At 39.4% G+C, this 24,812-nt stretch carries 28 protein-coding genes and 1 pseudogene; 12 read left to right on the forward strand and 17 right to left on the reverse strand.

Going from position 1 to position 24,812, the window contains the following annotated elements; translation table 11 throughout:
* Positions 1 to 3: 3 nt before the first annotated feature.
* From ACXYSL_RS00700 to ACXYSL_RS00735, 8 genes are all read right to left on the reverse strand, one after another.
* Positions 4 to 813: an MBL fold metallo-hydrolase gene (locus ACXYSL_RS00700; RefSeq protein ID WP_458623684.1), complete on the reverse strand. Its 810-nt coding sequence runs from the start codon at positions 811 to 813 to the stop codon at positions 4 to 6.
* A 1-nt stretch (position 814) separates the two neighbouring features.
* A complete protein-coding gene (gene vicK, locus ACXYSL_RS00705) occupies positions 815 to 2,164 on the reverse strand; it encodes a cell wall metabolism sensor histidine kinase VicK (protein ID WP_000568719.1) in 1,350 nt (449 codons plus the stop codon).
* On the reverse strand, positions 2,157 to 2,864 hold the full coding sequence (yycF, locus tag ACXYSL_RS00710) for a response regulator YycF (RefSeq protein ID WP_000722062.1): 708 nt from the start codon (positions 2,862 to 2,864) through the stop codon (positions 2,157 to 2,159). Before yycF ends, vicK begins: the two co-directional genes overlap by 8 nt.
* 69 nt (positions 2,865 to 2,933) lie before the next feature.
* Complete coding sequence (gene mutY, locus ACXYSL_RS00715) at positions 2,934 to 4,100, reverse strand: A/G-specific adenine glycosylase (protein WP_458623685.1); 1,167 nt, start codon at positions 4,098 to 4,100, stop codon at positions 2,934 to 2,936.
* A gap of 82 nt (positions 4,101 to 4,182) precedes the next feature.
* Complete coding sequence (gene pta / locus ACXYSL_RS00720; protein WP_458623686.1) at positions 4,183 to 5,157, reverse strand: phosphate acetyltransferase; 975 nt, start codon at positions 5,155 to 5,157, stop codon at positions 4,183 to 4,185.
* An 18-nt stretch (positions 5,158 to 5,175) separates the two neighbouring features.
* Complete coding sequence (locus ACXYSL_RS00725; RefSeq protein WP_458623687.1) at positions 5,176 to 6,066, reverse strand: RluA family pseudouridine synthase; 891 nt, start codon at positions 6,064 to 6,066, stop codon at positions 5,176 to 5,178.
* The gene (locus tag ACXYSL_RS00730; RefSeq protein WP_458623688.1) at positions 6,063 to 6,881 is read right to left on the reverse strand and encodes an NAD kinase; all 819 of its coding nucleotides are present in this window, start codon (positions 6,879 to 6,881) and stop codon (positions 6,063 to 6,065) included. The genes ACXYSL_RS00725 and ACXYSL_RS00730 overlap by 4 nt, the downstream gene beginning before the upstream one ends.
* Positions 6,865 to 7,536, reverse strand: coding sequence for a GTP pyrophosphokinase (locus ACXYSL_RS00735; protein ID WP_458623689.1), 672 nt, complete (start codon positions 7,534 to 7,536; stop codon positions 6,865 to 6,867). The genes ACXYSL_RS00730 and ACXYSL_RS00735 overlap by 17 nt, the downstream gene beginning before the upstream one ends.
* A 129-nt stretch (positions 7,537 to 7,665) precedes the next feature.
* Between ACXYSL_RS00735 and ACXYSL_RS00740 the strand changes: the two genes are divergently transcribed.
* The 7 genes from ACXYSL_RS00740 to ACXYSL_RS00770 all read left to right on the forward strand — a co-directional run bounded on the left by ACXYSL_RS00740 (position 7,666) and on the right by ACXYSL_RS00770 (position 12,433).
* Positions 7,666 to 8,235: a CYTH domain-containing protein gene (locus ACXYSL_RS00740; protein WP_458623690.1), complete on the forward strand. Its 570-nt coding sequence runs from the start codon at positions 7,666 to 7,668 to the stop codon at positions 8,233 to 8,235.
* A gap of 111 nt (positions 8,236 to 8,346) precedes the next feature.
* Positions 8,347 to 9,306 carry a ribose-phosphate diphosphokinase gene (locus tag ACXYSL_RS00745; protein ID WP_001283846.1) on the forward strand — a complete coding sequence of 320 codons (960 nt, stop codon included), beginning with the start codon at positions 8,347 to 8,349 and terminating at the stop codon, positions 9,304 to 9,306.
* A 9-nt stretch (positions 9,307 to 9,315) separates the two neighbouring features.
* Complete coding sequence (locus ACXYSL_RS00750; protein ID WP_458623691.1) at positions 9,316 to 10,431, forward strand: cysteine desulfurase family protein; 1,116 nt, start codon at positions 9,316 to 9,318, stop codon at positions 10,429 to 10,431.
* Positions 10,432 to 10,435: 4 nt separating this feature from the next.
* Positions 10,436 to 10,783, forward strand: a complete 348-nt coding sequence (locus ACXYSL_RS00755; RefSeq protein WP_084850895.1) for a DUF1831 domain-containing protein — start codon at positions 10,436 to 10,438, stop codon at positions 10,781 to 10,783.
* A gap of 6 nt (positions 10,784 to 10,789) precedes the next feature.
* Entirely contained in the window at positions 10,790 to 10,993 is a 204-nt protein-coding gene (locus tag ACXYSL_RS00760; protein WP_025169551.1) for a DUF4649 family protein, read from the forward strand.
* Between the two features lie 93 nt (positions 10,994 to 11,086).
* Positions 11,087 to 11,728 (forward strand): redox-sensing transcriptional repressor Rex, encoded by a 642-nt coding sequence (locus ACXYSL_RS00765; protein WP_033585308.1) that lies wholly within the window; start codon positions 11,087 to 11,089, stop codon positions 11,726 to 11,728.
* Between the two features lie 15 nt (positions 11,729 to 11,743).
* Positions 11,744 to 12,433, forward strand: coding sequence for a gamma-glutamyl-gamma-aminobutyrate hydrolase family protein (locus ACXYSL_RS00770; RefSeq protein WP_084850892.1), 690 nt, complete (start codon positions 11,744 to 11,746; stop codon positions 12,431 to 12,433).
* Here the strand turns inward: ACXYSL_RS00770 and radC are convergent.
* The 4 genes from radC to ACXYSL_RS00790 form a co-directional block, all read right to left on the reverse strand.
* Complete coding sequence (gene radC, locus ACXYSL_RS00775) at positions 12,430 to 13,110, reverse strand: RadC family protein (RefSeq protein ID WP_000286939.1); 681 nt, start codon at positions 13,108 to 13,110, stop codon at positions 12,430 to 12,432. The two genes, ACXYSL_RS00770 and radC, sit on opposite strands and share 4 nt — an antisense overlap.
* 42 nt (positions 13,111 to 13,152) lie before the next feature.
* Complete coding sequence (gene pcrA / locus ACXYSL_RS00780; RefSeq protein ID WP_458623692.1) at positions 13,153 to 15,444, reverse strand: DNA helicase PcrA; 2,292 nt, start codon at positions 15,442 to 15,444, stop codon at positions 13,153 to 13,155.
* Positions 15,445 to 15,532: 88 nt separating this feature from the next.
* Positions 15,533 to 16,045, reverse strand: coding sequence for an N-acetyltransferase family protein (locus ACXYSL_RS00785; RefSeq protein WP_458623693.1), 513 nt, complete (start codon positions 16,043 to 16,045; stop codon positions 15,533 to 15,535).
* 71 nt (positions 16,046 to 16,116) lie between these two features.
* A complete protein-coding gene (locus ACXYSL_RS00790; protein ID WP_458623694.1) occupies positions 16,117 to 17,787 on the reverse strand; it encodes a formate--tetrahydrofolate ligase in 1,671 nt (556 codons plus the stop codon).
* A gap of 231 nt (positions 17,788 to 18,018) precedes the next feature.
* Here ACXYSL_RS00790 and coaB point away from each other — a divergent pair, with 231 nt between their 5' ends.
* The 5 genes from coaB (at position 18,019) to ACXYSL_RS00815 (ending at position 21,052) form a co-directional block, all read left to right on the forward strand.
* The gene (gene coaB, locus ACXYSL_RS00795) at positions 18,019 to 18,705 is read left to right on the forward strand and encodes a phosphopantothenate--cysteine ligase (RefSeq protein WP_458623695.1); all 687 of its coding nucleotides are present in this window, start codon (positions 18,019 to 18,021) and stop codon (positions 18,703 to 18,705) included.
* Positions 18,706 to 18,719: 14 nt separating this feature from the next.
* Entirely contained in the window at positions 18,720 to 19,271 is a 552-nt protein-coding gene (gene coaC, locus ACXYSL_RS00800) for a phosphopantothenoylcysteine decarboxylase (protein ID WP_458623696.1), read from the forward strand.
* Positions 19,255 to 19,818 (forward strand): ECF transporter S component, encoded by a 564-nt coding sequence (locus ACXYSL_RS00805; protein ID WP_458623697.1) that lies wholly within the window; start codon positions 19,255 to 19,257, stop codon positions 19,816 to 19,818. The genes coaC and ACXYSL_RS00805 overlap by 17 nt, the downstream gene beginning before the upstream one ends.
* Before the next feature lie 179 nt (positions 19,819 to 19,997).
* Entirely contained in the window at positions 19,998 to 20,525 is a 528-nt protein-coding gene (locus ACXYSL_RS00810) for an ECF transporter S component (RefSeq protein ID WP_000354636.1), read from the forward strand.
* Between the two features lie 11 nt (positions 20,526 to 20,536).
* Positions 20,537 to 21,052, forward strand: a complete 516-nt coding sequence (locus ACXYSL_RS00815; protein ID WP_458623698.1) for a 3H domain-containing protein — start codon at positions 20,537 to 20,539, stop codon at positions 21,050 to 21,052.
* Here ACXYSL_RS00815 and ACXYSL_RS00820 read toward each other — a convergent pair.
* The 5 genes and pseudogenes from ACXYSL_RS00820 to ACXYSL_RS00840 all read right to left on the reverse strand — a co-directional run bounded on the left by ACXYSL_RS00820 (position 21,049) and on the right by ACXYSL_RS00840 (position 24,804).
* The gene (locus ACXYSL_RS00820; protein WP_458623699.1) at positions 21,049 to 21,516 is read right to left on the reverse strand and encodes an NUDIX domain-containing protein; all 468 of its coding nucleotides are present in this window, start codon (positions 21,514 to 21,516) and stop codon (positions 21,049 to 21,051) included. The two genes, ACXYSL_RS00815 and ACXYSL_RS00820, sit on opposite strands and share 4 nt — an antisense overlap.
* A gap of 819 nt (positions 21,517 to 22,335) precedes the next feature.
* Positions 22,336 to 22,839, reverse strand: a complete 504-nt coding sequence (locus ACXYSL_RS00825) for a GNAT family N-acetyltransferase (protein ID WP_000366286.1) — start codon at positions 22,837 to 22,839, stop codon at positions 22,336 to 22,338.
* 16 nt (positions 22,840 to 22,855) lie between these two features.
* Positions 22,856 to 22,939 (reverse strand): annotated as a pseudogene (locus tag ACXYSL_RS00830) (UvrB/UvrC motif-containing protein); the annotation flags it as partial.
* 33 nt (positions 22,940 to 22,972) lie between these two features.
* Positions 22,973 to 23,152: a DNA/RNA helicase domain-containing protein gene (locus ACXYSL_RS00835; RefSeq protein ID WP_458623700.1), complete on the reverse strand. Its 180-nt coding sequence runs from the start codon at positions 23,150 to 23,152 to the stop codon at positions 22,973 to 22,975.
* 23 nt (positions 23,153 to 23,175) lie between these two features.
* Positions 23,176 to 24,804, reverse strand: coding sequence for a DNA/RNA helicase domain-containing protein (locus tag ACXYSL_RS00840; protein ID WP_458623701.1), 1,629 nt, complete (start codon positions 24,802 to 24,804; stop codon positions 23,176 to 23,178).
* Positions 24,805 to 24,812: the final 8 nt, after the last annotated feature.

Genomic DNA, 24,812 nt, shown 5'->3' on the forward strand with positions numbered 1-24,812 from the left:
TTTTTATATATCTGTCAATGGTGTTGCGGTATCTGGGGAAGTGTCGTAGACCTTAAAGTCTACTCCAACTCCCAAATCGGCTTGAGCTAGCTGATTGACCATGGTCATATGAGCCAGCTCCTTGATATTGTTCTCTTTGGACAAATGCCCGAGGTAGATTTTCTTGGTTCGATTTCCCATTGCACGAATCATGGCCTCAGCACCATCCTCATTAGAGAGGTGACCAAGATCCGATAGAATTCTCTGTTTGAGACGCCAAGCGTAAGATCCTGCTCGCAAGATTTCTACGTCGTGGTTGGACTCGATGAGATAACCGTCTGCATTTTCGACAATTCCTGCCATACGGTCACTGACATAACCTGTATCGGTCAGCATGACAAAGCTCTTGTCATCTTTCATAAAGCGGTAAAACTGGGGTGCTGCCGCATCATGGCTAACCCCAAAACTCTCAATATCAATATCGCCAAAGGTTTTGGTTTTACCCATTTCAAAAATATGCTTCTGCGATGAATCCACCTTACCGAGGTACTTGCTATTTTCCATAGCCTGCCAGGTTTTTTCATTGGCGTAAAGGTCCATACCATATTTGCGAGCCAATACACCAACTCCATGAATATGATCTGAATGTTCATGCGTAATCAAAATAGCATCCAAATCTTCAGGCTTACGATTGATTTCACTCAAGAGACTGGTAATTTTCTTACCCGACAAGCCTGCATCCACTAAAATTTTCTTTTTTTGGGTTTCCAGATAAAAGGAATTTCCACTGGAACCTGATGCTAAAATACTGTATTTAAAGCCTTTTTCACTCATTCTAGTCTTCTATTTCGTCCTCCCATATTTCTTCTTTTACGGCATCCTTATCATAAGGGAGCACTATGGTAAATGTTGAGCCCTTACCGTATTCGCTTTTTGCCCAAATAAAACCATTGTGTTGTTTGATGATTTCTTTCGCGATAGCCAGACCTAGACCAGTCCCACCTTGAGCACGACTTCTTGCGCGATCCACACGGTAAAAGCGGTCAAAAATCCTAGGCAAATCTTGTTTTGGAATCCCAAGACCCTGGTCAGAAATTGATAAAATCATCTGGTCATCCGTGGTTTTCATGCTAACCGTAATCTTCCCACCATCTGGTGAATACTTGATGGCATTGTTAAGAATATTATCAATCACCTGGGTCATCTTATCCGTATCAATCTCAATCCAAACTGAAGTTATTGGATAATCTCTCACTAGCTCATATTTTTTCTCTTCATCCTGATTTCTCATCTTATCAAAACGGTTGAGGATGAAGGTGATAAAGGCTGTAAAGTTAATCAACTCTATATCCAGTTTAGTAGTCGCATTGTCAATACGAGATAGATGCAAGAGATCTGTCACCATACGCATCATACGGTTGGTTTCATCGAGTGAGACCTTAATAAAATCAGGGGCGACAGGATCATACAGAGCTCCCTCATCCAAGGCTTCGAGATAAGATTTAACACTGGTCAAAGGAGTACGCAACTCATGACTGACATTCGAAACAAAGAGTCTTCGCTCACGCTCTTCCTTCTCCTGCTCGGTCGTATCATGTAAAACGGCAACCAAACCAGAGATGAAACCTGACTCACGACGAACCAGAGCAAAACGTACACGAAGGCTCAGGTATTCCCCATTTACATCCTGGGAGTCAATCGTCAACTCTGGAATCTGTGTAATCAGGTCACGCAGCTCATACTCATCTTCTATCTTAAGCAATTCGAGGATGCTTTTATTAAGAACATCTTCTTTCTGCACACCGAGCTGTTTCTTTGCCATATCGTTGATCATGGTAATCTGGCCACGGCGATTAGTCGCAAGGACGCCATCAGTCATATAAGAAAGAATACTGTTCAATCGTTTACTCTCTTGTTCCAGATTTTCTTGGGTCAAACGAATAACTTCTGACAAATCGTTTAGATTATTGGTGATATTGGTGATTTCTGTACTTCCTTGCAAGTCCAAAACTTGAGAATAATCACCTGCAATCAAGTCCTTAACCTTTTGATTTATCTCCTTCAGACGGATATTATCCCGACGATTTTCCAGTAAGAGCAAGGTCACCACCAGGATAAAGCCAAGTAAAATCAGGATAAAGATAAAATCACTGGTCAGAATAGTTTGTCTAATATCTTCAATCATTATTTTTCATATAGTAGCCAACACCACGACGTGTGAGGATATATTCTGGACGGCTTGGTGTGTCTTCAATTTTTTCACGCAAACGTCGGATAGTCACGTCCACTGTACGAACATCACCAAAATAGTCATAACCCCATACAGTCTCAAGCAAGTGTTCACGCGTAATCACTTGACCAATATGAGATGCCAAGTGATATAAGAGTTCAAACTCACGGTGGGTCAAATCTAATTCCTCACCATATTTCTTAGCCACGTAAGCATCTGGAACGATTTCCAAATCACCAATTTGTAAAGGCTGCGTCTTCTTCTCATCAGACTCTTGGCTATCTACTGAAGCAAGATCTGTACGACGAAGTAAAGCTTTCACACGGGCTTGCAACTCACGGTTTGAGAAGGGCTTTGTGACATAATCATCTGCACCTAACTCCAAACCAATAACTTTGTCAAACTCACTATCCTTAGCTGAGAGCATAATGATAGGAACACTACTGGTCTTACGAATGGCTTTGGCTACTTCTAAACCATCAATTTCCGGAAGCATCAAGTCTAGAATAATAATATCTGGTTGCTCTGCTTCAAATAGCTCAATTGCTTCACGACCATTAAATGCGGTTACAACTTCGTAACCTTCCTTGGTCATATTAAACTTAATAATATCCGAGATTGGTTTCTCATCATCTACAATTAATATTTTTTTCATTTTATCACCTTTTCTCTATCTATTATAACAAAAAAATACAAAGAAGGCACAAATGGCTACTGTAAGCTTTCATCTTCGGGAGTTGTTTTCATAAGCCTGCCAAATTTTTTGTTGAGGTTTAGCAAGTGGATAATCAGAAAACTCCTGAGGAGAAACCCAACGAACTTCTCTGTCAGAAAACTGTTTCGAATCTGTCACTTGACCTGCTAGGATTTGAATATGCCATTTCCGATGACTAAATACATGCTTGACCTGGTCAAATACTTGCTGGGACCAATTCACTTCTAAATCATAATCCTGCTCAAAGTTTTCTTGAGGGCTTGGTCCAAAAGCTCTGCTTTCCTCTTTGACTTGTGAAAAGAGATCTAGTTGATTATCATCGCTGTAGAAATCCTCAACTTCAATCAGCGGGAAATGCCAAAAACCGGCTAGCAGTTTCTCACTTTCATTTTTCTCAAGAAGATATTGACCACGGTCATTGCGCACAACCAAAGCCTTGAGATAGATTGGGAGAGGCTTTTTCTTGGGTTCTTTAATCGGATATACATCCATGGTCCCATTTTGATACGCTGCGCTAAAATCCTTAACAGGGCTTTCTTCTGGTCTAGGATTAACTGGGACCTCTATGTCGGACCCTAAATCCATCAGAGCTTGGTTAAAGTCTCCTGGTCGTCTCGGGTCAATCAAGATTTCCATCATGGCTTGGAAAATCTTTCGATTGCTGGGAACTCCGATATCATAATTAACCTCAAATAAGCGCGCTAAAACTCGCATGACATTGCCATCAACCGCTGGCTCAGGCAAGTTAAAAGCGATACTGGAAATTGCTCCCGCAGTGTATGGGCCAATCCCTTTCAGGCCAGAAATTCCTTCATGGGTGTTTGGGAATTGACCACCAAAGTCAGCCATAATCTGCTGAGCCGCAGTCTGCATATTGCGTACTCGAGAATAATAGCCCAAACCCTCCCAAGCCTTCAGCAGACGCTCTTCAGGGGCATTCGCCAGACTTTCAACAGTTGGAAACCAGTCCAAGAATCGTTCATAGTAGGGAATGACCGTGTCTACTCTAGTTTGCTGAAGCATAATTTCAGAAACCCAGATATAATAAGGATTTTTACTTCTACGCCATGGTAAATCCCGTTTGTTTTCATCGTACCAGTTGAGGAGTTTCTCGCGGAAAGAGAAAATCTTCTCCTCTGACCACATATCAACACCGTATTCTTTCAAATCTAACATATATCTAGTATAACATAGAAGCTCCTAACTGTCTTTGTCTTAGCGCTAAAAATCCTCTTCCCAAGGGAAAGAGGATTATATATTATTGATGAACTGCTTGAGCTGCAGTAATTAGTGTAAGATTGTATACGTCATCTGAGCTGCATCCACGTGAAAGGTCATTAACTGGCTTATTCAAACCTTGTAAAACAGGACCTACAGCCGAGAAACCACCGAGACGTTCTGCAATCTTGTAACCGATATTTCCAGCTTCTATACTTGGGAAGATGAATACAGTTGCTTGTCCAGCTACTTTACTTCCTGGAGCTTTCAAAGCTGCCGTTTCAGGGTGGAAGGCAGCGTCAAATTGCAATTCCCCATCGATTTCAAGGTCTGGACGTAGTTCGTGCGCACGTTGTGTAGCTGCTACTACCTTATCAACGTTCTCACCAAAACCAGAACCTTTACTTGAATAGCTCAACATAGCAATTTTGGGTTCAATACCAAACATTTTTGCAGTGATTGCTGAATTAATAGCAATTTCAGCTAAGGCATCTGCATCAGGATTAATGTTGATCGCACAGTCTCCGAAAAGATAACGTTCTGAACCACGAGTCATCAAGAAGGCACCTGAAGTACGAGTAACATTAGGACGAGTTTTAATGATTTGAAGGGCTGGACGAACTGTTGCAGCAGTTGAGTGAAGTGCACCTGAAACCATACCGTCAACCAAGCCCATATATACTAGCATTACACCAAAGTAGTTAACGTCTTCACGCAAGAGTCTACCAGCTTCTTCTTCTGATATCTTACCGTTACGACGTTCAACGAGCGCAGCGACCATTTCGTCAAATTTAGCGTAGTGGTCAGGGTCAATGACTTCGTAACCTTCAGTGATCCCTTCGATTTCAAGGTAGATTTTGATTTTTTCAGGTTTACCAAGCAATACTGGGATAACATCTGTTTCTTTCACCAAACGTTTTGTAGCTTGGAGGATACGAGGTTCTTTCCCTTCAGGGAGAACGATGCGTACATTTTTACCAACTAGGTTGGTTTTTAGACTTTCAAAAACTTCCATGAGTTTTCTCCTTTAATATTAATTAATTGATAACTTAGTTATTAAATTCTTAAAATCATCTGGCAGTGGAGATGATATTTCCAACTGTTCTTCAAGAAAAGGATGATAAAAAGATAAGAAATGGCAATGTAGCGCTTGACGCTCTATACCATGCTCTAAACTTCCACCATAGAGGTCATCTCCAAGTAAAGGAAAACCAATATGTGAAAAATGAACTCGAATCTGATGGGTTCGCCCAGTATGCAATCGAATATCGATCAAGTGAATATCTCCATAAGACGCTACAACTTTGTAAGATGTATGGGCGTATTTCCCATCTTTGGCGACCCGTCTCGTGATAATGGAGTCCACATCACGCGCAATCGGGGCGATAATCTCCCCTTCTGGTTCCAAAAACCCATCGCCCTTAACCAAGGCAAAATATCGTTTTTCGATTGACTTTCGTTGCAGTTGCTTGTCTAAACGTGCATGAGCATAGCCGTGCTTGGCAAAGAGCATCAAACCAGATGTATCTCTATCAAGCCTAGTCACGATGTGAACCTGCTGGTTTTCATATTCCCTCTTGACATAGTAGCCCTTGATAAAATTGGCAATGGTATTGGAATGATTGACACTAGGAATGGAAGCTACTCCATAAGGTTTATTCAAAACCAGAAAGTGGTCATCCTCATACAAGATATCTAGGGGACGGTTGATTGCTTCAAGGGTTTCAAAGCCTTCCTCTGCTGGAATGTCAATGGTAACCCTGTCACCAATATCTAAGAGATAAGTCGCATTCTGAGGTTGATCATTGACTAGGATAGCCCCACCTCGAAACTTTATCTTAGCCAAAAGTCCTTTAGAAATCTCGTGTTTCTTAAGAAAGGTTTTGACTTTGACATGTTCATCTGCGATAAATTCAAACCTCATTCGTCCACCTCGCCGATGAAGGCATCTTTGACGCGATTCCAGAAACTAGTGTGACTTGGCGTCGCTACGAAATGAATCTTATGATGATCAATTTGGTACTCAATCCGTTCGATGTTACGGAAAGAATAGACGCTGTTATCGACTGATATCGTGTGATAGTCATTACGAGTCGGTAAGAGTCCAATCTTATCTTTTTTGGGAATAATGATTGATGATCCCAGAGTGCGATAGACTCGGTTGTTAAGACTCGCTATCTCCGTCAACTGCAAGGCTTCAATGGTAGGATGCAAGACAGCTCCACCCAAGGACTTGTTGTAGGCAGTACTTCCCGTCGGCGTTGAAACAGTCACTCCATCTCCACGAAATCTCTCGAACGGAACATGGTTAATGATGATATCCGCAACCATGGTGCGATCTGATCGACGGATGCTCGCTTCATTTAAAGCGCGGAAGATTTTCACTTCTCCATTTTCAAGCGTTACCTTGACATTCAAAACTGGATAGGAAACTTTGGCACCAGTGTCTAGCAGAAGATTAGTCACCAACTGATCCAACTCAAAATCACGATAATCTGTGTAAAATCCCAAATGCCCTGTATGAACACCTACAAATCGAACCTTGTCTAACTGATTCTCATACTTGTGAAAAGCAGACAAAAGCATCCCATCTCCACCAATCGAAATGACGATGTCGGGATTGGTATCGTTCAGTATAAAATGTTGTTTCTTTAGTTTTTCCCTCAGTTCATGCAAAACCTTCTGACTCTGCGGCTTTCTATTTGCTATGAGGTCAACTCGTTTACCTGTATTCTTCATCTGTATCGTCACTATTTCCTACACCGTCATTTAATTTTCTGCTCAATGGATCAAAGAGAGCCTGCGCTTCCTGGATGTCATCTCGAATCTTACCCATTTCTTCATCCAGTTGATAAGCAATTTTGGCAGTGATTTCCAGTCTTTCTTTTATATCCTCTGGAAAATCTCCCTGGTACTTATAATTGAGCGAATGCTCAATAGTAGCCCAAAAGTTCATAGCCAAAGTCCGTATTTGAATCTCGGCGAGGATGGTCTTAGCCCCATTTATCGTGTCAACGGTATATTCGACAACAACGTGATAAGAACGATAACCTGAAGCCTTACGATGGGTGATATAATCCCGTTCCTGAACGACTCTCATATCCTGACGTTTACGTAGTATTGCAACAACTTCTTCCACGTCATCAACAAACTGAACCATAACACGTAGCCCTGCGATATCTTGCAAGTCATTTTCCAGAGTTGCATAAGTAATACCTCGACGAGCCATCTTTTCTTTAATACTTTCAATCGGTTTGACACGACCCGTTACAAACTCAATCGGAGAATGCTTGTTTTGCTTACGATACTGTTTGCGAATCCCACGAAGTTTAATCTTCAACTCACCTACAGCCTGAATGTAAGGATCTAAAAATTCTTCCCATTCTATGGTCATACTTTCTCCCTTGTAATGTTTGATTGCTCTATCGAAAATCTTTGATTTTTTCACTACAATCTTATACAATAAATACATTGTACATTATACCATAAATCCGCTTTCAAAGATAAAGAAAAGGTTAGAAAAATGAAACATTTAGAAATTGAACTGAAAACACTACTGAAAAAAGAGGATTACGATCATTTAAAAAAACAATTTGCCCATATAGCACCTGTTCATCAAAAAAACTACTACATTGACACACCTGATTTTCAATTGCGTGAAAAGAAGGTTGCCATGCGCATTCGCACTTTTGCAGATTGGGCGGAATTGACCTTGAAAGTGCCTCAAACTGTAGGAAATATGGAATACAACCAGAAACTAACTCTTCCAGAAGCTGAATCGTACCTAGAAAAACAAAAACTACCTCAAGGGCTCGTTCTAGAAAAGCTCGCTAAGATTGGTATTGAAAGTCATGACTGGCTTGTTTTAGGCTGCCTTTCGACTCTTCGTTATGAAACGAAAACAGAAATTGGCTTAATGGCGTTAGATGAAAGTCACTACTTTGACCAAACGGACTATGAACTCGAGCTTGAAGTCACTGATCACGAGGAAGGAAAACGAAATTTTCAGCAATTTCTTTCAGAAAATGGTATCACTTACCAAAAAGCTCCTTCAAAATTAATTCGTTTTATTAAAAGCATGAAAAAATGCTGAAATAATCTCCTTTTTTTGGTAGAATAGAAAAGATAAAAATAAAAGAATCTTGCTTTGAAAAACAGAACTTTCTCAAAGAAGATTCACAAAGTTTACAGAGGACGGTCTATAATGTCAGATAGAAACAACATGAAACTTTTCACCCTAAACTCTAACCCAGAAATCGCTCAAAAGATTGCGGATACAGTTGGTGTACCTCTCGGAAAATTATCCTCTCGTCAATTTTCTGATGGTGAAATCCAGGTCAACATCGAAGAAAGTGTCCGTGGTTACGATGTTTACATCATCCAGTCAACCAGCTACCCCGTTAGCAACCACTTGATGGAATTATTAATCATGGTTGATGCTTGTGTTCGTGCAAGTGCTCATAGTATCAACGTTGTCCTTCCTTACTTTGGTTATGCGCGTCAGGATCGAATCGCTTCTTCTCGCGAGCCCCTCACTGCAAAATTGGTTGCCAATATGCTTGTCAAGGCCGGTGTAAGCCGTGTTCTAACGCTTGACCTCCACGCTGTTCAGGTTCAAGGTTTCTTTGACATTCCTGTAGACAATCTTTATACTGTTCCTCTATTTGCTAAGCACTACTGTGATAAAGGACTTCTTGGATCCGATGTTGTTGTTGTTAGTCCAAAGAACTCTGGTGTTAAACGTGCTCGTAGTTTGGCTGAATACCTTGATGCCCCTATCGCTATCATTGACTACGCCCAAGACGATTCTGATCGTAACGAAGGCTATATCATTGGGGATGTTGAAGGCAAGAAAGCTATCTTGATTGACGACATCCTAAATACTGGTCGTACTTTCTCTGAAGCAGCAAAAATCGTTGAACGCGAAGGGGCAACTGAAATCTATGCGGTATCTAGTCACGGTTTATTTGTTGAAGGTGCAGCAGACCTTCTAGACGCAACTAACATTAAAGAAATCCTTGTAACGGACTCTGTAGCAACCAAAGAAAGAACTCCAGAAAATGTATGTTACATTACTGCTAGCGAATTAATTGGTGATGCTATCGTCCGCATTCACGAAAGAAAACCAGTCAGCCCACTCTTTGCTTACAACAAAAAGAAATAAGGTGATTCTTTGATTTATTTGGACAATGCTGCTACGACTCCTATGTCAGCAGTAGCTATTTCTGAAATGACCAAGGTCATGCAAGAAACTCATGGTAATCCTTCTAGTATTCATGGCCATGGTCGGCAGGCTGGCAAACTCTTGCGAGAGGCTCGTCAAGACTTAGCTCACTTACTAGGAACCAAACCTCAACATATCTTTTTTACGTCTGGCGGTACAGAAAGTAACAATACAGCCATTATTGGCTATTGTCTCCGTCATCAAAATCGTGGAAAACATATCATCACGACAGCTATTGAACACCATTCTGTGCTTGAAACTATCGATTATCTGGTTCAACATTTTGGTTTTGAAGCGACCATCATCCAACCAGTAAATCAAGAAATTACTGCCCAGCAAATTCAAGAAGCCTTACGTGACGATACCATTCTCGTTTCCACCATGTACGCTAATAATGAAACCGGTAGCCTCTTACCTATCGCTGAGATAGGACGTGTTTTAAAAGAGCATCCTGCTGCTTATCATGTAGATGCTGTTCAAGCTATCGGGAAAATTCCTATCCATCCAGAGAAGTTAGGAATTGATTTCCTCAGCGCTTCTGCCCACAAATTCCATGGACCAAAAGGAGTTGGCTTTCTTTATGCTTCTTCCGCGGACTTTGATTCCTACCTTCATGGTGGGGACCAAGAACAAAAGAAACGTGCTGGAACAGAAAACCTCGCTGCCATTGTAGGCATGGTCGCTGCTCTCAAAGAGGATTTAAATGACCAAGCTGAGCATTACCAAAAACTAAGCGCACTCAAATCTGCTTTTTTAGAAGAAATTGCAGATCTAGAATACTATCTCAACGAAAGCCAACACCAGCTTCCTTATGTTGTCAATATTGGCTTTCCTGGTCAAAAAAATGATTTGCTCTTACTACGGTTAGATCTTGAAGGAATTTCAATTTCTACCGGTTCAGCTTGTACTGCTGGTATTGTGCAAACCAGTCATGTGCTTGAAGCATTTTATGGACCAGATTCACATCGATTGAAAGAATCTGTCCGTATCAGTCTCTCTCCTCTTAATACCGAGGAAGAACTGAAACAACTCGCACAAACCTTAAAAAATATTATTGGAGATTAATCTAATGGCATTCGAAAAAACCATTAAACTACAAAACTGCCGCTACAACTACACACTTAACCCTACTGTCAAAAAGTTCACACTGAAAGATAATACTTTCTTTGAAACAAAAGTTGGAAACTTCGAACTAACTCGTCTGCTTGAGAAAGTACCTAACAGCGGTGAAGGATTCAAGCTAAAGATCATCATCAACAAAGACCTTACAGGTGCTAAACTCAACATCACTGACAAATCTGGCCTTCGCTTGGTGAATATCTTTAAATCAGAAGACCACCACATTCATCAGGAGAAATTCTACTTCCTCATGGACAGCCTTGTAGAACGCGGAATCTTCACAAAAGAAGAAAGATAAATGGCTATGTATCGACTTACCTATCAAGATAACTATCACGTAGAACGTACACTTGAATATAAGGATTACGAAGAGCTTATGTTATCTCTATCAGGTTGTGTAACTCTTCCAGATACATTCCTAGTTACCTCATTAACCTTTGATGATAAAGTTATCTATCAAGGATTGGTCGGAGATCTCTACCGTTTTCTATCACAAGCTAATTTTTAAGACTAAAACTAAGATTTTCTTAGTTTTTTCTTGTTTTTGTTGATTTTTTCACAATGTTTCTATAAAATAGAAGAATAGAAAGGTTGTGGTTTTGTGAAAGATAAACAGTCTGCTATTCCAAAAGCAACAGCAAAAAGACTCTCTCTCTACTATCGAATTTTCAAGAGATTTCATGCAGAAAAAATCGAACGTGCCAACTCTAAGCAAATTGCAGAGGCTATCGGTATCGATTCTGCGACTGTTCGTCGTGATTTTTCCTATTTTGGCGAACTAGGTCGTCGTGGTTTTGGTTATGATGTTAAAAAACTGATGACTTTTTTTGCTGATCTCCTAAATGATAACTCAATTACGAATGTTATGCTGGTTGGGATTGGAAATATGGGGCATGCCCTTCTCCACTATCGCTTCCATGAGCGTAACAAGATGAAAATCATCATGGCATTTGACCTAGATAACCATCCAGAAGTCGGGACCCAGACACCTGATGGAATTCCAATCTATGGTATCTCTCAAATTAAAGAAAAAATCAAAGAAGCAGATGTTAAAACTGCTATCCTAACTGTTCCAAGTGTTAAATCACAAGAAGTTGCTAATCTTTTGGTCGATGCAGGTATAAAAGGTATTCTCAGTTTTTCCCCTGTTCACCTCCACCTTCCAAAAGATGTGGTCGTTCAGTATGTCGATTTGACAAGCGAACTCCAAACCCTCCTCTATTTTATGCGTAAAGAGGATTAGAAAGCGAAAGCATTTATGAAAAAACCAGTTATTGGGATTACAGGAAATGAAAAAGCTCATCCAGATGATGACATCATGATGAGCTATGCAGCAAAGGGCTTTGTTGAAGGAATCAAGGACGCTGGCGGAATTCCAATCATCCTACCGATTGGTGATCAAGAAATGGCTACCCATTACATCAGTATCATTGATAAGCTCATCCTAACGGGTGGGCAAAATGTTGATCCAAAATACTATGGTGAGCCTAAAACCATTGACAGCGATGACTACCATCTTCAAAGAGACCAATTTGAATTAGCCCTTATCATAGAAGCGATTAAACAGAAGAAACCAATTTTCTCTGTTTGCCGTGGTACTCAGCTTTTCAATGTCGCTATGGGAGGTACGCTTCACCAAGATATCGAGGATCATTGGCAGGACTGTTCAGCCGAATACACGACTCAACGCCTCGTAACGGAACCTGATACCATTCTCCGAGAAATCTATGGAGAAATCTCTCATATCAACTCCTTCCACCACCAGAGTATTAAAGATCTAGCTCCTAATCTTAAGGTTGTAGCACATGATCCTAAAGATGGAATCATTGAGGCTGTGACAACTACGGACGGCTTTCCTTACCTTGGTGTCCAATGGCATCCAGAATTTCTATTTGAAAATCGCCCCAAAGATAAAACATTGTTTGACTATGTTGTTAACGAACTCTAAATCAAATCCGTCTTTTCACGGTAACTAAAGTAATCAGAGTGAGAAACAATCAAATGGTCCAAGAAAACAATTCCCATCAGTTCGCAAGCTTCCTTGACTAGCTTAGTGACATGGTCGTCATTTCGACTAGGAGATACGGCACCAGATGGATGATTGTGAACGAGAATCACGGAGGTAGCCATATGCTTGAGGGCATAGTGAAGAATTTCCCGTGGTTCAGCGATGCTGCGTGTCGCAGATCCGATAAAAATAGTTTGCTGATGGATGATTTGATTTTGAGTATTGAGATAGAGCGCCACTAGGTGCTCTTGTTTTTTGTCGCCAAGTTCCTGTTGCATTTTCTTGGCTAGCTTTTGACTGCTGAGAATACTTTCCATCTCAAGGGTTTCATGTTTGTGAATGCGATGTCCCAGTTCAATCACCGCTTGTAATTCAATGGCCTTAATCCGTCCAATACCAGACAAACTCTGCAATTCCTGCAGGGTCATTTTTTTCAAATCAGTTAGACTGTTAAGACTATTCAAGACTTTTTGGGCAATTTCAAAGACATTTGCCTGACGAGTTCCAGTTCTGAGCAGAATAGCTAGTAATTCTTGATTGCTCAGAGCCTCTACTCCTTCTTTAACTAGTCTTTCTCTAGGCAAGAGTGAATCTTCTTGGAATGAAATACTGTACATAAAAATCCTCCTCACTTTATTATTCGTGAGAAGGATGAAAAATTAGATTTTTTTCTCAATTGGGGCTACGCTGGCTAGAAGTTTTTTCAGACCCACTTCTGGGAAATTAATTTTCAGTTCCTGAGTAGCGCCACTACCCGACACTTCAAGGACTGTTCCCTCTCCCCATTTCTTGTGAAATGCTATATCTCCAATAGACCAGTTTGTATCGCTTGAATCTTTTTTATTTCCTCCTGCAAACTGTCCAAATGGAAGACCACTTGACTGGATAGAGCTTGGTGCAGCATTGCGTTTTCGTTCTTGAAGGGCCTGGGCTAGGCTCATACCTTGACCGAAGGCCACGCCACCACTGCTATAAGATGCCTTGAAACTAGTATTTGCCGGACGAGCCAAGCCTTGATACTCAAGCAAGTCTGAACTGATTTCATTGATGAAACGTGTTGGACGGTTATAATTGGTACGACCGAAAAGCAGGCGAGAGTTGGCATTGGTCAGATAGAGGATCTTTTCTGCTCGTGTGATACCGACATAGGCCAAACGGCGTTCCTCTTCTAGCTCATCTGGATCTTCAGCTGCACGGCTAAGGGGAAAGACATTTTCCTCCATCCCGATGATAAAGACAACCGGAAACTCAAGTCCCTTAGCTGCGTGCAAGGTCATCAAGGTCACTTCTGATGTCTCCTGACTGCCTGTATCCGTATCTGCAATCAAAGCCAAGTCATTCAAGAAACGACTGAGTTTATCCAAACCTGTTTCTTCTTCCCGACTATCAGGATTGTCATCAAAGTTCTTGGTAACAGAAAGAAATTCCTCGATGTTTTCAACTCGAGCCTTGCTCTCTAAGGTCGCTTGAGCATTGAGAATATCTACATAACCTGTTTTTTCTAGAACAGCCTCAACCAGCTCGGTGATGGTTAATTGGTCCAGTTGCTCCCGCAAATCCAAAATCATATTGGCGAACTCCCAGATAGACTGGGCTGCCTTGCCTTTGACACCTGATAACATGATATTAGCTGAAGCATCTAGCATAGATATGTCTTGCATATTCGCAAAATCACGAATTTTTTCAACAGTTCCTGGTCCGATTCCACGTTTCGGCTCGTTGATAATGCGCTCAAAACTGATATTGTCACTCAAATTAGCAATGAGGTTGAGGTAGGCGATAATATCACGGATTTCCTTACGGCTGTAGAACTTGGTCCCACCAACCATAGTATAAGGGATGTTTGACTTGAGCAAGGCCTCCTCAATAGTACGAGACTGCGCATTAGTACGATAAAGAACTGCAAAATCCTTGTGCAGGAAGTTTTGACTGCGACCGAGTTCATCGATGGTTTTGGCTACAAAAACAGCCTCATCTTGTTCGTCATTGGCACGATAGTAAATAATCTGCTCCCCATCAGCATTCTGGGTCCAGAGATTCTTAGGACGGCGGTTTTTATTGTTTTTGATGACGTCGTTTGCTGCTTGAAGAATGGTTTTAGTTGAACGATAATTCTCCTCTAACAAAACGACCTTGGCGTTAGGATAATCTTTCTCGAAATCCAAGATATTCTGCATATCAGCCCCACGCCAACCGTAGATAGACTGGTCCGCATCACCGACCACGCAGATGTTTTTAAAGCGTGAAGCTAAGAGTTTGACCAGTTGGTACTGGGCATGGTTGGTATCTTGGTATTCATCCACGTGGATGTATTGGAACTTCTGCTGGTAGTAGGTCAAGACATCAGGATTTTGATCAAAGAGACGCAGGGTCAACATAATCAAATCATCAAAGTCAACAGACTCAGACTGACGAAGTTCTTTTTGATAGGCTGTGTAACACTGAGCCACGATTTGCGTGTACATATCTCCAGCTTGGGCAGCATAAGCCACATCATCAATCAGGTCATTCTTAGCATTGGAAATACTTCCCAAGATTGTCCGTTCATTCCATTTCTTCGGATCCAAGTTTAATTGCTTTAGGATTCGTTTCATAAGGGTACGTTGTTCACCAGGGTCTACAATGGTGAAATTACGATTGTATCCGATATGATCCGCATCGCGACGCAGAATACGAACACACATAGAGTGGAAGGTCGCAATCAGACAGTCTTGAGTTGCTGGATTGAGGCTATATGCACGCTCCTTCATCTCACGCGCAGCCTTATTGGTAAAGGTAATGGCCAAGATATTCCAAGGATTGACCAGCTTTTCATCAATCAAATAAGCGATACGGTGGGTCAAAACCCGGGTCTTCCCAGAACCAGCCCCCGCCATGATCAATAATGGACCTTCTGTCGTTTTTACCGCCTCAGCCTGACTGTCATTCATTCCATTCAATAATGCGTTCATTTTCTCTTCCTTACTCTTGAAGTCAATGTTTCTATTATATCAGAAAACAGGGAAAATATCTTTACCTAGATTGGTTGTGAGTTGAATTCTATTCTCTCATATCATCAGGAGGAGTCAATGACTTTTGCATCCAAACGATATCATGCCATTTTCCAAACTTATAGCCTATCTTAGGGAAATGAGCCACTTGTTCATAGCCCCTCTTTCGGTTAAGAAAAATGCTCCTATCATTTGGCAAAGCGATACAAGCTAAGAAGCGTAAGTAACCCCTAGACACTAGTTCTTCCTCCAGACAGTCATAGAGTAGACTCCCTAACCCTCGACCTTCGGCTTCTTGATGCAAGTAAATTGACACTTCAACTGACCAATCATAAGCTCTCCTATCATAATAGGTGGAAGCATAGGCATATCCCAAAATTTTGCCTTCTTCCTCCAGCACTAGATAAGGATATTTAAGCAAGGTCTTTTGGATTCTTCTTTGAAATTCTTCAACACTTGGCACCTCATATTCAAATGTAATGGCTGTATTAAGGACATAAGGAGCATAAATATCAAGCAGGTCTGGAATATCAGACTCCCTTACTGTTCGAATCTTTGGCATATATTCCTCTCTCTAAAATCGAAAATGAGCTTGGATAGCTTTTCCAAACTCATTTGAATTCAATTAAACTATTAGAACAATCCTAGAACGGTTCCGTCACTTTCAACATCCATATTGAGAGCGGCTGGACGTTTTGGAAGTCCTGGCATGGTCATGACATCACCTGTTAAGGCAACGATAAAGCCTGCACCCAATTTTGGTACTAACTCACGAATGGTAATTTCAAAGTTTTCTGGAGCTCCAAGTGCATTTGGATTGTCAGAAAAACTGTACTGAGTTTTAGCCATACAGATTGGCAATTTATCCCATCCGTTTTGAACGATTTGAGCGATTTGCGTTTGAGCTTTCTTCTCAAAGTTCACTTTGCTACCACGGTAGATTTCAGTGACAATCTTTTCAATCTTTTCTTGAACAGAAAGGTCGTTGTCGTAAAGACGTTTATAGTTTGCTGGATTTTCAGAGATAGTCTTGACAAGCGTTTCGGCAAGCGCTACTCCTCCTTCTGCGCCATCAGCCCAGACACTAGCCAACTCAAATGGAACATCGATTGAGGCACAAAGTTCCTTCAAGGCTGCGATTTCAGCTTCTGTATCAGAGACAAATTCATTAATCGCAACAACTGCTGGAATACCAAACTTACGAATATTTTCAACGTGGCGTTTCAAGTTAGCAAAACCTGCGCGGACCGCCTCCACATTTTCCTCTGTAAGAGCGTCTTTAGCAACGCCACCATTCATCTTAAGGGCACGAAGGGTTGCGACGATGACTACTGCATCTGGAGAAGTTGGCAAGTTTGGTGTCTTGATATCAAGGAATTTCTCGGCACCAAGGTCCGCACCAAAACCAGCTTCAGTAACAGTATAATCAGCCAAGCGAAGGGCTGTGCTTGTTGCCAAAACAGAGTTACATCCATGAGCGATATTAGCAAATGGACCACCATGTACAAAGGCAGGTGTACCGTAAATTGTCTGAACCAGGTTCGGTTTAATAGCATCTTTCAAAATCAATGCTAAAGCTCCCTCAACCTGTAAATCACCAACAGTAACTGGTGTACGGTCGTAACGATAACCGATAACGATATTCGCCAAACGACGTTTCAAATCTTCAATATCAGTAGCCAAGCAAAGAATGGCCATAATTTCAGAAGCAACGGTAATATCGAAACCATCCTCACGTGGAATTCCGTTTAGAGGACCACCAAGTCCAACGGTCACATGACGAAGAGCTCGGTCGTTCAAGTCCACAACACGTTTCCATAGGATACGACGTTGGTCAATTCCAAGCTCATTCCCTTGGTGCAAGTGGTTGTCAATCAAGGCAGAAAGAGCATTGTTGGCAGTTGTAATGGCATGCATATCTCCAGTAAAGTGAAGGTTGATGTCTTCCATTGGTAACACTTGAGCATAACCACCACCAGCAGCACCACCCTTAATCCCCATTACTGGACCAAGAGATGGTTCGCGAATGGCAATCATGGTTTTTTTACCAATCTTATTCAAGGAATCCGCAAGACCAATGGTAATGGTTGACTTCCCTTCACCTGCAGGTGTTGGATTAATCGCAGTAACCAAGATCAATTTTCCAACTGGATTGTTCTCAACTGCACGAATTTTATCAAAACTAAGCTTAGCCTTGTACTTTCCGTACAACTCCAAATCATCGTAAGAAATCCCAAGTTTCTCCACAACATCCACGATTGGCTTTAACTCAATGCTCTGTGCGATTTCAATATCTGTTTTCATAGCAAACTCCTCTAACCTCTAATATGATAACTCATTATAACACAAAAAAAGTTTTTTCACATACAAAAAGCTTAGTAAAGTTTATAAACGTAAAGTTTTAAGGGCTATTTTAGTCGTCTTTTTTACTTTTTATAAGTTTTTATAGCCAAAAACTATAATCTTGCTGGAAAATTAGATAAAATAACAAACGCTTTCTTTGACTTGCATTTCTTTTTTTTGTACAATAGTCCTATGAAAATTTTAGTTACGTCAGGCGGTACAGGTGAAGCAATCGATAGCGTCCGCTCTATCACTAACCACTCGACTGGTCGCTTGGGGAAAATCATCACCGAAGCCCTACTTGCTGCTGGTCATGAGGTTTGTTTGATTACTACTCCTAGTGCTCTTAAGCCAGAACCTCATCCCCATCTAACCATTCTAGAAATCAAAAATACGAATGATCTTCTTTTACAGATGAAAGAACTTATTCAAGATTATCAAGTCTTGATTCATTCGATGGCAGTTTCTGACTACACTCCTGTTTATATGACTGGTTTAGAGGATGTTCAGGCTAGTTCTGATTTAGAAGAATTTTTAAGGAAAGAAAATAAAGAGGCTAAAATTTCATCGAATGATGAGGTTCAGGTTTTATTCTTGAAAAAAACACCAAAAATCATTTCCTTAGTTAAGGAATGGAACCCTGCTATTCATCTGATTGGTTTTAAACTGTTGGTCAATGTTAGCGAAGACCATCTTATAGAAGTTGCTCAAGCTAGTTTGATAAAAAATAAAGCAGACTTAATTATTGCCAACGATCTTAGACACATTTCTGAGAAGCAACACCTAGCCTATTTTGTTGAGCAAGATCATCTTCAAACAGCACGAACCAAGGAAGAAATTGCATCCCTCCTCCTTGAAAAAATTCAAATATACGATTAATAGAAAGGAAAGAAATGGCAAATATTCTCATCGCAGTAACTGGTTCTATTGCCGCCTACAAGTCAGCAGACTTAGTTAGTTCCTTAAAAAAACAAGGTCATAACGTCACTGTCTTAATGACCGAGGCAGCAAGAGAGTTTATCCAGCCTTTGACACTACAGGTACTCTCACAGAATCCAGTTCACCTTGATGTCATGCAGGAACCCTACCCTGATCAAGTCAATCATATCGAAAGAGGAAAAGAAACAGACCTTTTTATCGTTGTCCCTGCTACTGCTAATACCATTGCTAAACTTGCGCACGGTTTTGCGGATAACATGGTGACTAGTACAGCATTAGCTTTACCCCAAAACATTCCTAAACTACTTGCTCCTGCTATGAATACAAAAATGTACGATCATCCAGCCACTCAGTCAAACCTGAAGACACTAGAAACATTTGGCTACAAGCTTATCTATCCTAAAGAATCCCTCCTAGCTTGCCGAGACTACGGCAAGGGGGCTTTAGCAGACCTGAATATTATTTTAGAAAGAATAAAGGAAACACTCAATGAAAAAACGCTCTAATATTGCTCCGATTGCTATCTTTTTTGCGACCATGTTGGTCATTCACTTTCTGAGCTCACTCTTATTTAATCTATTCCCATTCCCAATTAAACCAACTATCGTTCATGTTCCTGTTATTATTGCAAGTATTATTTACGGCCCACGCGTTGGGGTTACACTTGGTTTCTTGATGGGGCTACTCAGCTTGACGGTTAACACGATAACAATCCTTCCAACCAGCTATCTATTCTCACCTTTTGTACCAAACGGAAACATCTATTCAGCAATGATTGCCATCCTACCTCGTATTTTGATTGGTCTGACACCTTACTTGGTTTATAAATTATTAAAAAACAGAACGGGTCTCATCTTTGCTGGTGCTCTCGGTTCCCTTACCAACACCGTCTTTGTCCTTGGGGGAATCTTCTTCCTTTTTGGAAATGTCTTCGACGGCAATATCCAAAAACTCCTGGCAACCGTTATTTCTACAAACTCAATTGCCGAGCTTGTCATCTCTGCCGTTCTAACAGTAGCAATTGTCCCCCGTCTCGAAACCTTGAAGAAATAAAAAAACAACTCCACTTTCGTCCTGAAGGTGGAGTTTAGCATTTAAAACATAAGAATTAAGTTTCTAGTATGCTTTACCATATTTTAATCAAATATCCCTTAAAAATCACTAATGCTTCTTGACTTAACTGATTATTTATTGTACTATACTTGTGTATATACAGATAAATGGAGGTTCTTATGGATATACGGAAAAAAACGCAGTTTATGACCATGACTGCACTGCTCACAGCAATCGCGATTTTGATTCCAATCATTATGCCTTTTAAAATCGTCATCCCACCAGCTTCTTACACTTTAGGAAGCCATATCGCCATCTTTATCGCCATGTTCCTATCACCTTTGATGGCTGCTTTTGTGATTATTGCTTCTAGTCTCGGCTTCCTGATGGCAGGCTACCCTATGGTTATCGTTCTGCGCGCCTTTTCTCACATCGTTTTTGGTATTTTGGGAGCATTTTACTTAAAGAAATTCCCTGAAACCTTGGATAAACCAAAGGCGTCTTGGATTTTTAACTTTGTTTTGGGTGTTGTTCACGCTATCGCTGAAGTACTAGCTTGTATCATCTTTTATGCTACTTCAGGGACAAACGTTGAAAATATGTTTTATGTTCTCTTTGTCCTAGTTGGTTTTGGAACAATTGTCCATAGTATGGTAGACTATACATTAGCACTAGCTGTCTATAAAGTGCTTCGAAAACGTCGCTAAAAGGAAAAACTATGACAAAGGATCGCAAACAAGCTCTTCTCAAACTGTTAAAAGAGGCACCAAAAGCTCTCAATGGTCAAACCTTGGCTGAGCACTTTCATGTTACGCGCCAAGTCATTGTACAGGATATCGCTATTCTCCGAGCAGATGGGGCTCCTATCCTATCCACCAATCGTGGTTATATCTACAAAGAAATTGATGCCAGCCCTTACGTTCACAAACTCTTTAAAGTAAAACATGAACTGGAAGAAATCGGGCAGGAACTTCTGGCCATTGTAGATAATGGCGGACGCGTTCAAAATATCTTAATCGATCATCCCGTTTATGGTGAAATTGAAACTCTGCTCAAACTCACCTGTCGCCGAGATGTCCAGCACTTTCTGGAACAAGTTGAAAATTCTGACTTTAGACCACTTTCTGAATTGACAGACGGCATCCATTACCACCTTGTTGAAGCTGAGACACAACAAGACCTCCACTATATCGAGGAGGCCTTGAATCAGCTCGGTTATTTGGTAAAGGATTAGAAAATTTTCTTTTCCCAATCGTCTTCTGTACGGCGAGGGTAGAAAAATTCAGACTTGTTAGGTGCTTCCATCATTTCCATCAAAGGCAACATATCATAGGCCAGATCCAAGCTTGGAATCTGGTCTTTTTTCACCCAAGAAACTTCTCCTTCATCTGAAGAGCGAAGGGTACCAGAGAACTCAGTCGCCTTATAACAAATGACAATATAGCGCTCACCTGTATCTAATGGCCAATTTTTAATGCCGACAAGTTGAGGATTTTGGATAGTCAATCCTGTTTCTTCATAGATTTCACGAATGACAGACTCTGCGAAAGCCTCGCCATTTTCTACATGACCTCCAGGAAAGGCATAACCAGACCAGCGATTGTTTTCAGGAGCGCGGTACTGCATAACCACGCGCTGAGTTTCGAGGTCTTCAATCAGACAAATGTTTGTTAAAATCGTTAATTGGGAACGGGACATAAATTCGCTCGCTTTCTAATTTGTTATATAATTTTTTCAGACTTGATGTCAGATTTCATGATGAAGGGATTAATCAGTTCATGATAATAGTATACATCATGAAGCAAATATCCTTTTTGAATGACGATTTCTTGTTCCTGAACTTCAAAATCAAGTGTTATTGGAACAGGAAACTTTGGAACAAAGGTAAAAATCGATAAAGACAAATACTAGTAAAATCAGATAGACTATTCTAAAAAAGTTAGATGTTTCAAAATGGTTTATTCCTTATTCTTTCGATATGGTTCTGCAATAGAACGGTTAAGCCAGCAAGGGAGAAAAAGAACAGGTAAGTTGAAATTGGAAACCAGATGTAGCGGTGATCTAAGGATAAGAGGGAAGGCAGAATACCCTTACTGTTTTTCCCACCAATCCCTATAAAAAGATGTACAATTAAACCGATACTATTAAGATAGATAAATAATTCAGTAAATCTTTTTAGGGTCATCTTTTTTCTAGACGAGTCTAGAAAAAAATAGTCAAATACCCTATAAACTAGACAAAAAAGATTCAGATACAAGAGAAAACTATAATTGATTTCCTTGTAGGGCAATGGAATTGGTAAGATATTAAAAATTTGATTAACACCAAATCCTATCACTAATACCAAACTAAATATAAGACAGAATCCTACTAATTTATGAGAATCTAGCCCCGATGACTTCTTATACTTCGTCTCTTTTACTTTCACAATAACTTCTCTCTATTTAAAAATATATTCTAAAACGTAATCATTTGTTCATTGTGCAATCTGAAAACAAATCACAACTGTCCTTGCATTTAACTCTCTGATTTTGTTGAACTCTTAAATACCATTCTAATTTCAATGATAGGCTTTCCAAGTTCAAGTATTTTTTCTTGGCCATCAACAGTAAAACCCATTTTTTGATAAAAAGCAATGGCTCGCTTATTTTCTTTTAATACCCATAAGAATATTTCAGAGAAATGTTCAAGAGTAGTCAGAGCTTCCGTCATTAACTTCTGAGCAATACCTTTTCCATAATAGTCTTTTAAAACATATAAGGCGATAATTTCACCAGCTTGAATAGTCTCATTACGAAAGTTTCCATAACTGATAAAACCAACTACCTTCATGCCGTCCATCGCAATCAATGTATTTTCTGGATATTTTTGACTAAAGAATCGACATCTTTCTAATGTCATCGTCTCCTGAAATTCTGCAGGTAAAAGGTCATCATAAGCCTCTCTCCACGTTTGCCAGTGAACGAGGGATTTTCCTTCTATCTCTTCAGGAGTTTCCATCTGTTTGATAGTAAGATCCATTTATTTTTATCCTTCCCTATCCCAACGCCTTGACTTCCAACATCATATCCCGAATCTGGGTGGCAAGTTCAAAATCAAGCACTTCGACGGTTATTTGAATTTATTAAGAATCAATATATTCTTTCACAAACTATTAATTTTTATCAGCCGGAAATATTTTTAGCAAAAACTCCCTTAGTTTATCATCCTCTATATAAACCATTTGACCGTACACAGCTCTCGTCAATAAAATATAATAAGCATTTTTTACAAATTCATCAATTTGATCAACACCTTTTTTAGTAGCAGTATCGAAAGAATTATCTTTATCCACTTTAATACATTTTTCTTTCTCATCTAAATAGATGCAAAATCTATATCAAACCCATGAATATCATAAACATTTCCAACTTCTGTTGATTTATTCGCATAATTTCTAAACTTATCTCCATCCCTACTCCATTTCAATGAATATTCTTTAGTATGAATTTTTATGAATTCATAATCATTTGCTTTTTTTGCTGGTTTACAGTACCCAGCCAAACGAAGTGATTTCTTTTCAGGAAATTTAGATTGCTGATTTGATAAATAGTCTACCCACTCCTCTATATTTCTTGCTATTTTAAAATACCCTTTTTCTCCCAAGTCTTTATATTTAGAAATAAAGCGATTATCCAAATCTTTTTGAGATTCTATTCCTAACAGATCTTTTATAAATGTTATAAACTTATTTGCAAATTTACTATCACTACCTTTTAAAATTCTGAGCTGAGGTTCTAATTCAGGCGTATTATTAACAACATTCTGTAAATCTTTAAAAGTTTCTTCAACATATTTATTATCACCTTTTCTTAAACATTGAGTATTATCATAAGAAATTATTAATTGTGAATCATCGAATTTCTTTTTGATATAGTCTAAAACAGCTGGATAAGGTAGTTTATCAAACTCTTCCTTCGAAAAATCTTCTATATTATTTGAAATTCCATTAATATTTTTTAAAATATCTGTATCATGTTTGGCACCTGTAGGATAGATTAAATTCTCAGTTAATCTTGTTGTTCGTTGAGCCTCATCAATAAAAATATAATCAAACTTTTTGTTAGTATTTTTTAATTTATTAAAAGTAACAATATCTATATTGTTTTTATTTGGTTTCAATCCGTAACTAGTTAAAATTTTTTTAAATCTATCTCTATGTGTATTCCTTACAAATATAGCAATTTGAGAATTAGGTTTTTCTAATTTTAAACGAGCAATAAGATGTAATAATAGTACAGTTTTCCCTGTTCCAGCTCCTCCTTTAATAAAATGAACACGTTTATCACTTTGTTCTAAAATCATTTTTAAAATAGAATTTTGATTTTCTGTAAGTTCAAAGAATGGACTTTCTGCAAACAAACTTGAAGTTACTCGCTTTAAATTTGGTTTATCATCAATTAATTTATTTTCCTGTAAAAATTTAAGAATATTATTGATCACATCTTTTTCAACAATTTCTCTTAATGCTTGATATTTTCCCGATTCATTACCTATATCTTTGTTTGCAAGTAATTTACCAACGTAATCACCATCTTTATTCATGTTTACAAAATTTAAAAAATTAAATTCTTCTATAAAAGTTAAAATCAAAATTTTTTCAATATAATTTAAATTTTGGGATATATTCTCTCCATAAAAAGCTATATACTCACCATTTATAAATTCTTTAAAACGTTCATAATTTTCTTTTTTTAACTTTTCACTATGCTCTTTAGTTCTCCTACTCGCATCAATAGTCTGACCTATATAATACCTTCTTCCATCACTTTGAATAGGGGATATATAAATATAAATCAAAGGAAAGTCAGATAGTGCTCTAAAATCTTCATCAGAAATCTTAGGAATAATTGTATCATCGAGTTTGGCCCTAACATAATTAAATTTAGGATTATTTTTTGGATATTTACCCCAGCGTGGAAATTTATTATTTTCTGTATTTGTCATTCGTTTTC

Source organism: Streptococcus sp. V913 (assembly GCF_054353455.1).

Bases quoted from the DNA above. Each gene is read 5' to 3' on its own strand.
- ACXYSL_RS00700 (WP_458623684.1), bottom strand. From the start codon at position 813: ATGAGTGAAAAAGGCTTTAAATACAGTATTTTAGCATCAGGTTCCAGT.
- vicK (WP_000568719.1), bottom strand. From the start codon at position 2,164: ATGATTGAAGATATTAGACAAACTATTCTGACCAGTGATTTTATCTTT.
- yycF (WP_000722062.1), bottom strand. From the start codon at position 2,864: ATGAAAAAAATATTAATTGTAGATGATGAGAAACCAATCTCGGATATT.
- mutY (WP_458623685.1), bottom strand. From the start codon at position 4,100: ATGTTAGATTTGAAAGAATACGGTGTTGATATGTGGTCAGAGGAGAAG.
- pta (WP_458623686.1), bottom strand. From the start codon at position 5,157: ATGGAAGTTTTTGAAAGTCTAAAAACCAACCTAGTTGGTAAAAATGTA.
- ACXYSL_RS00725 (WP_458623687.1), bottom strand. From the start codon at position 6,066: ATGAGGTTTGAATTTATCGCAGATGAACATGTCAAAGTCAAAACCTTT.
- ACXYSL_RS00730 (WP_458623688.1), bottom strand. From the start codon at position 6,881: ATGAAGAATACAGGTAAACGAGTTGACCTCATAGCAAATAGAAAGCCG.
- ACXYSL_RS00735 (WP_458623689.1), bottom strand. From the start codon at position 7,536: ATGACCATAGAATGGGAAGAATTTTTAGATCCTTACATTCAGGCTGTA.
- ACXYSL_RS00740 (WP_458623690.1), top strand. From the start codon at position 7,666: ATGAAACATTTAGAAATTGAACTGAAAACACTACTGAAAAAAGAGGAT.
- ACXYSL_RS00745 (WP_001283846.1), top strand. From the start codon at position 8,347: ATGTCAGATAGAAACAACATGAAACTTTTCACCCTAAACTCTAACCCA.
- ACXYSL_RS00755 (WP_084850895.1), top strand. From the start codon at position 10,436: ATGGCATTCGAAAAAACCATTAAACTACAAAACTGCCGCTACAACTAC.
- ACXYSL_RS00760 (WP_025169551.1), top strand. From the start codon at position 10,790: ATGTATCGACTTACCTATCAAGATAACTATCACGTAGAACGTACACTT.
- ACXYSL_RS00770 (WP_084850892.1), top strand. From the start codon at position 11,744: ATGAAAAAACCAGTTATTGGGATTACAGGAAATGAAAAAGCTCATCCA.
- radC (WP_000286939.1), bottom strand. From the start codon at position 13,110: ATGTACAGTATTTCATTCCAAGAAGATTCACTCTTGCCTAGAGAAAGA.
- pcrA (WP_458623692.1), bottom strand. From the start codon at position 15,444: ATGAACGCATTATTGAATGGAATGAATGACAGTCAGGCTGAGGCGGTA.
- ACXYSL_RS00785 (WP_458623693.1), bottom strand. From the start codon at position 16,045: ATGCCAAAGATTCGAACAGTAAGGGAGTCTGATATTCCAGACCTGCTT.
- ACXYSL_RS00790 (WP_458623694.1), bottom strand. From the start codon at position 17,787: ATGAAAACAGATATTGAAATCGCACAGAGCATTGAGTTAAAGCCAATC.
- coaB (WP_458623695.1), top strand. From the start codon at position 18,019: ATGAAAATTTTAGTTACGTCAGGCGGTACAGGTGAAGCAATCGATAGC.
- coaC (WP_458623696.1), top strand. From the start codon at position 18,720: ATGGCAAATATTCTCATCGCAGTAACTGGTTCTATTGCCGCCTACAAG.
- ACXYSL_RS00805 (WP_458623697.1), top strand. From the start codon at position 19,255: ATGAAAAAACGCTCTAATATTGCTCCGATTGCTATCTTTTTTGCGACC.
- ACXYSL_RS00810 (WP_000354636.1), top strand. From the start codon at position 19,998: ATGGATATACGGAAAAAAACGCAGTTTATGACCATGACTGCACTGCTC.
- ACXYSL_RS00815 (WP_458623698.1), top strand. From the start codon at position 20,537: ATGACAAAGGATCGCAAACAAGCTCTTCTCAAACTGTTAAAAGAGGCA.
- ACXYSL_RS00820 (WP_458623699.1), bottom strand. From the start codon at position 21,516: ATGTCCCGTTCCCAATTAACGATTTTAACAAACATTTGTCTGATTGAA.
- ACXYSL_RS00825 (WP_000366286.1), bottom strand. From the start codon at position 22,839: ATGGATCTTACTATCAAACAGATGGAAACTCCTGAAGAGATAGAAGGA.
- ACXYSL_RS00840 (WP_458623701.1), bottom strand. From the start codon at position 24,804: ATGACAAATACAGAAAATAATAAATTTCCACGCTGGGGTAAATATCCA.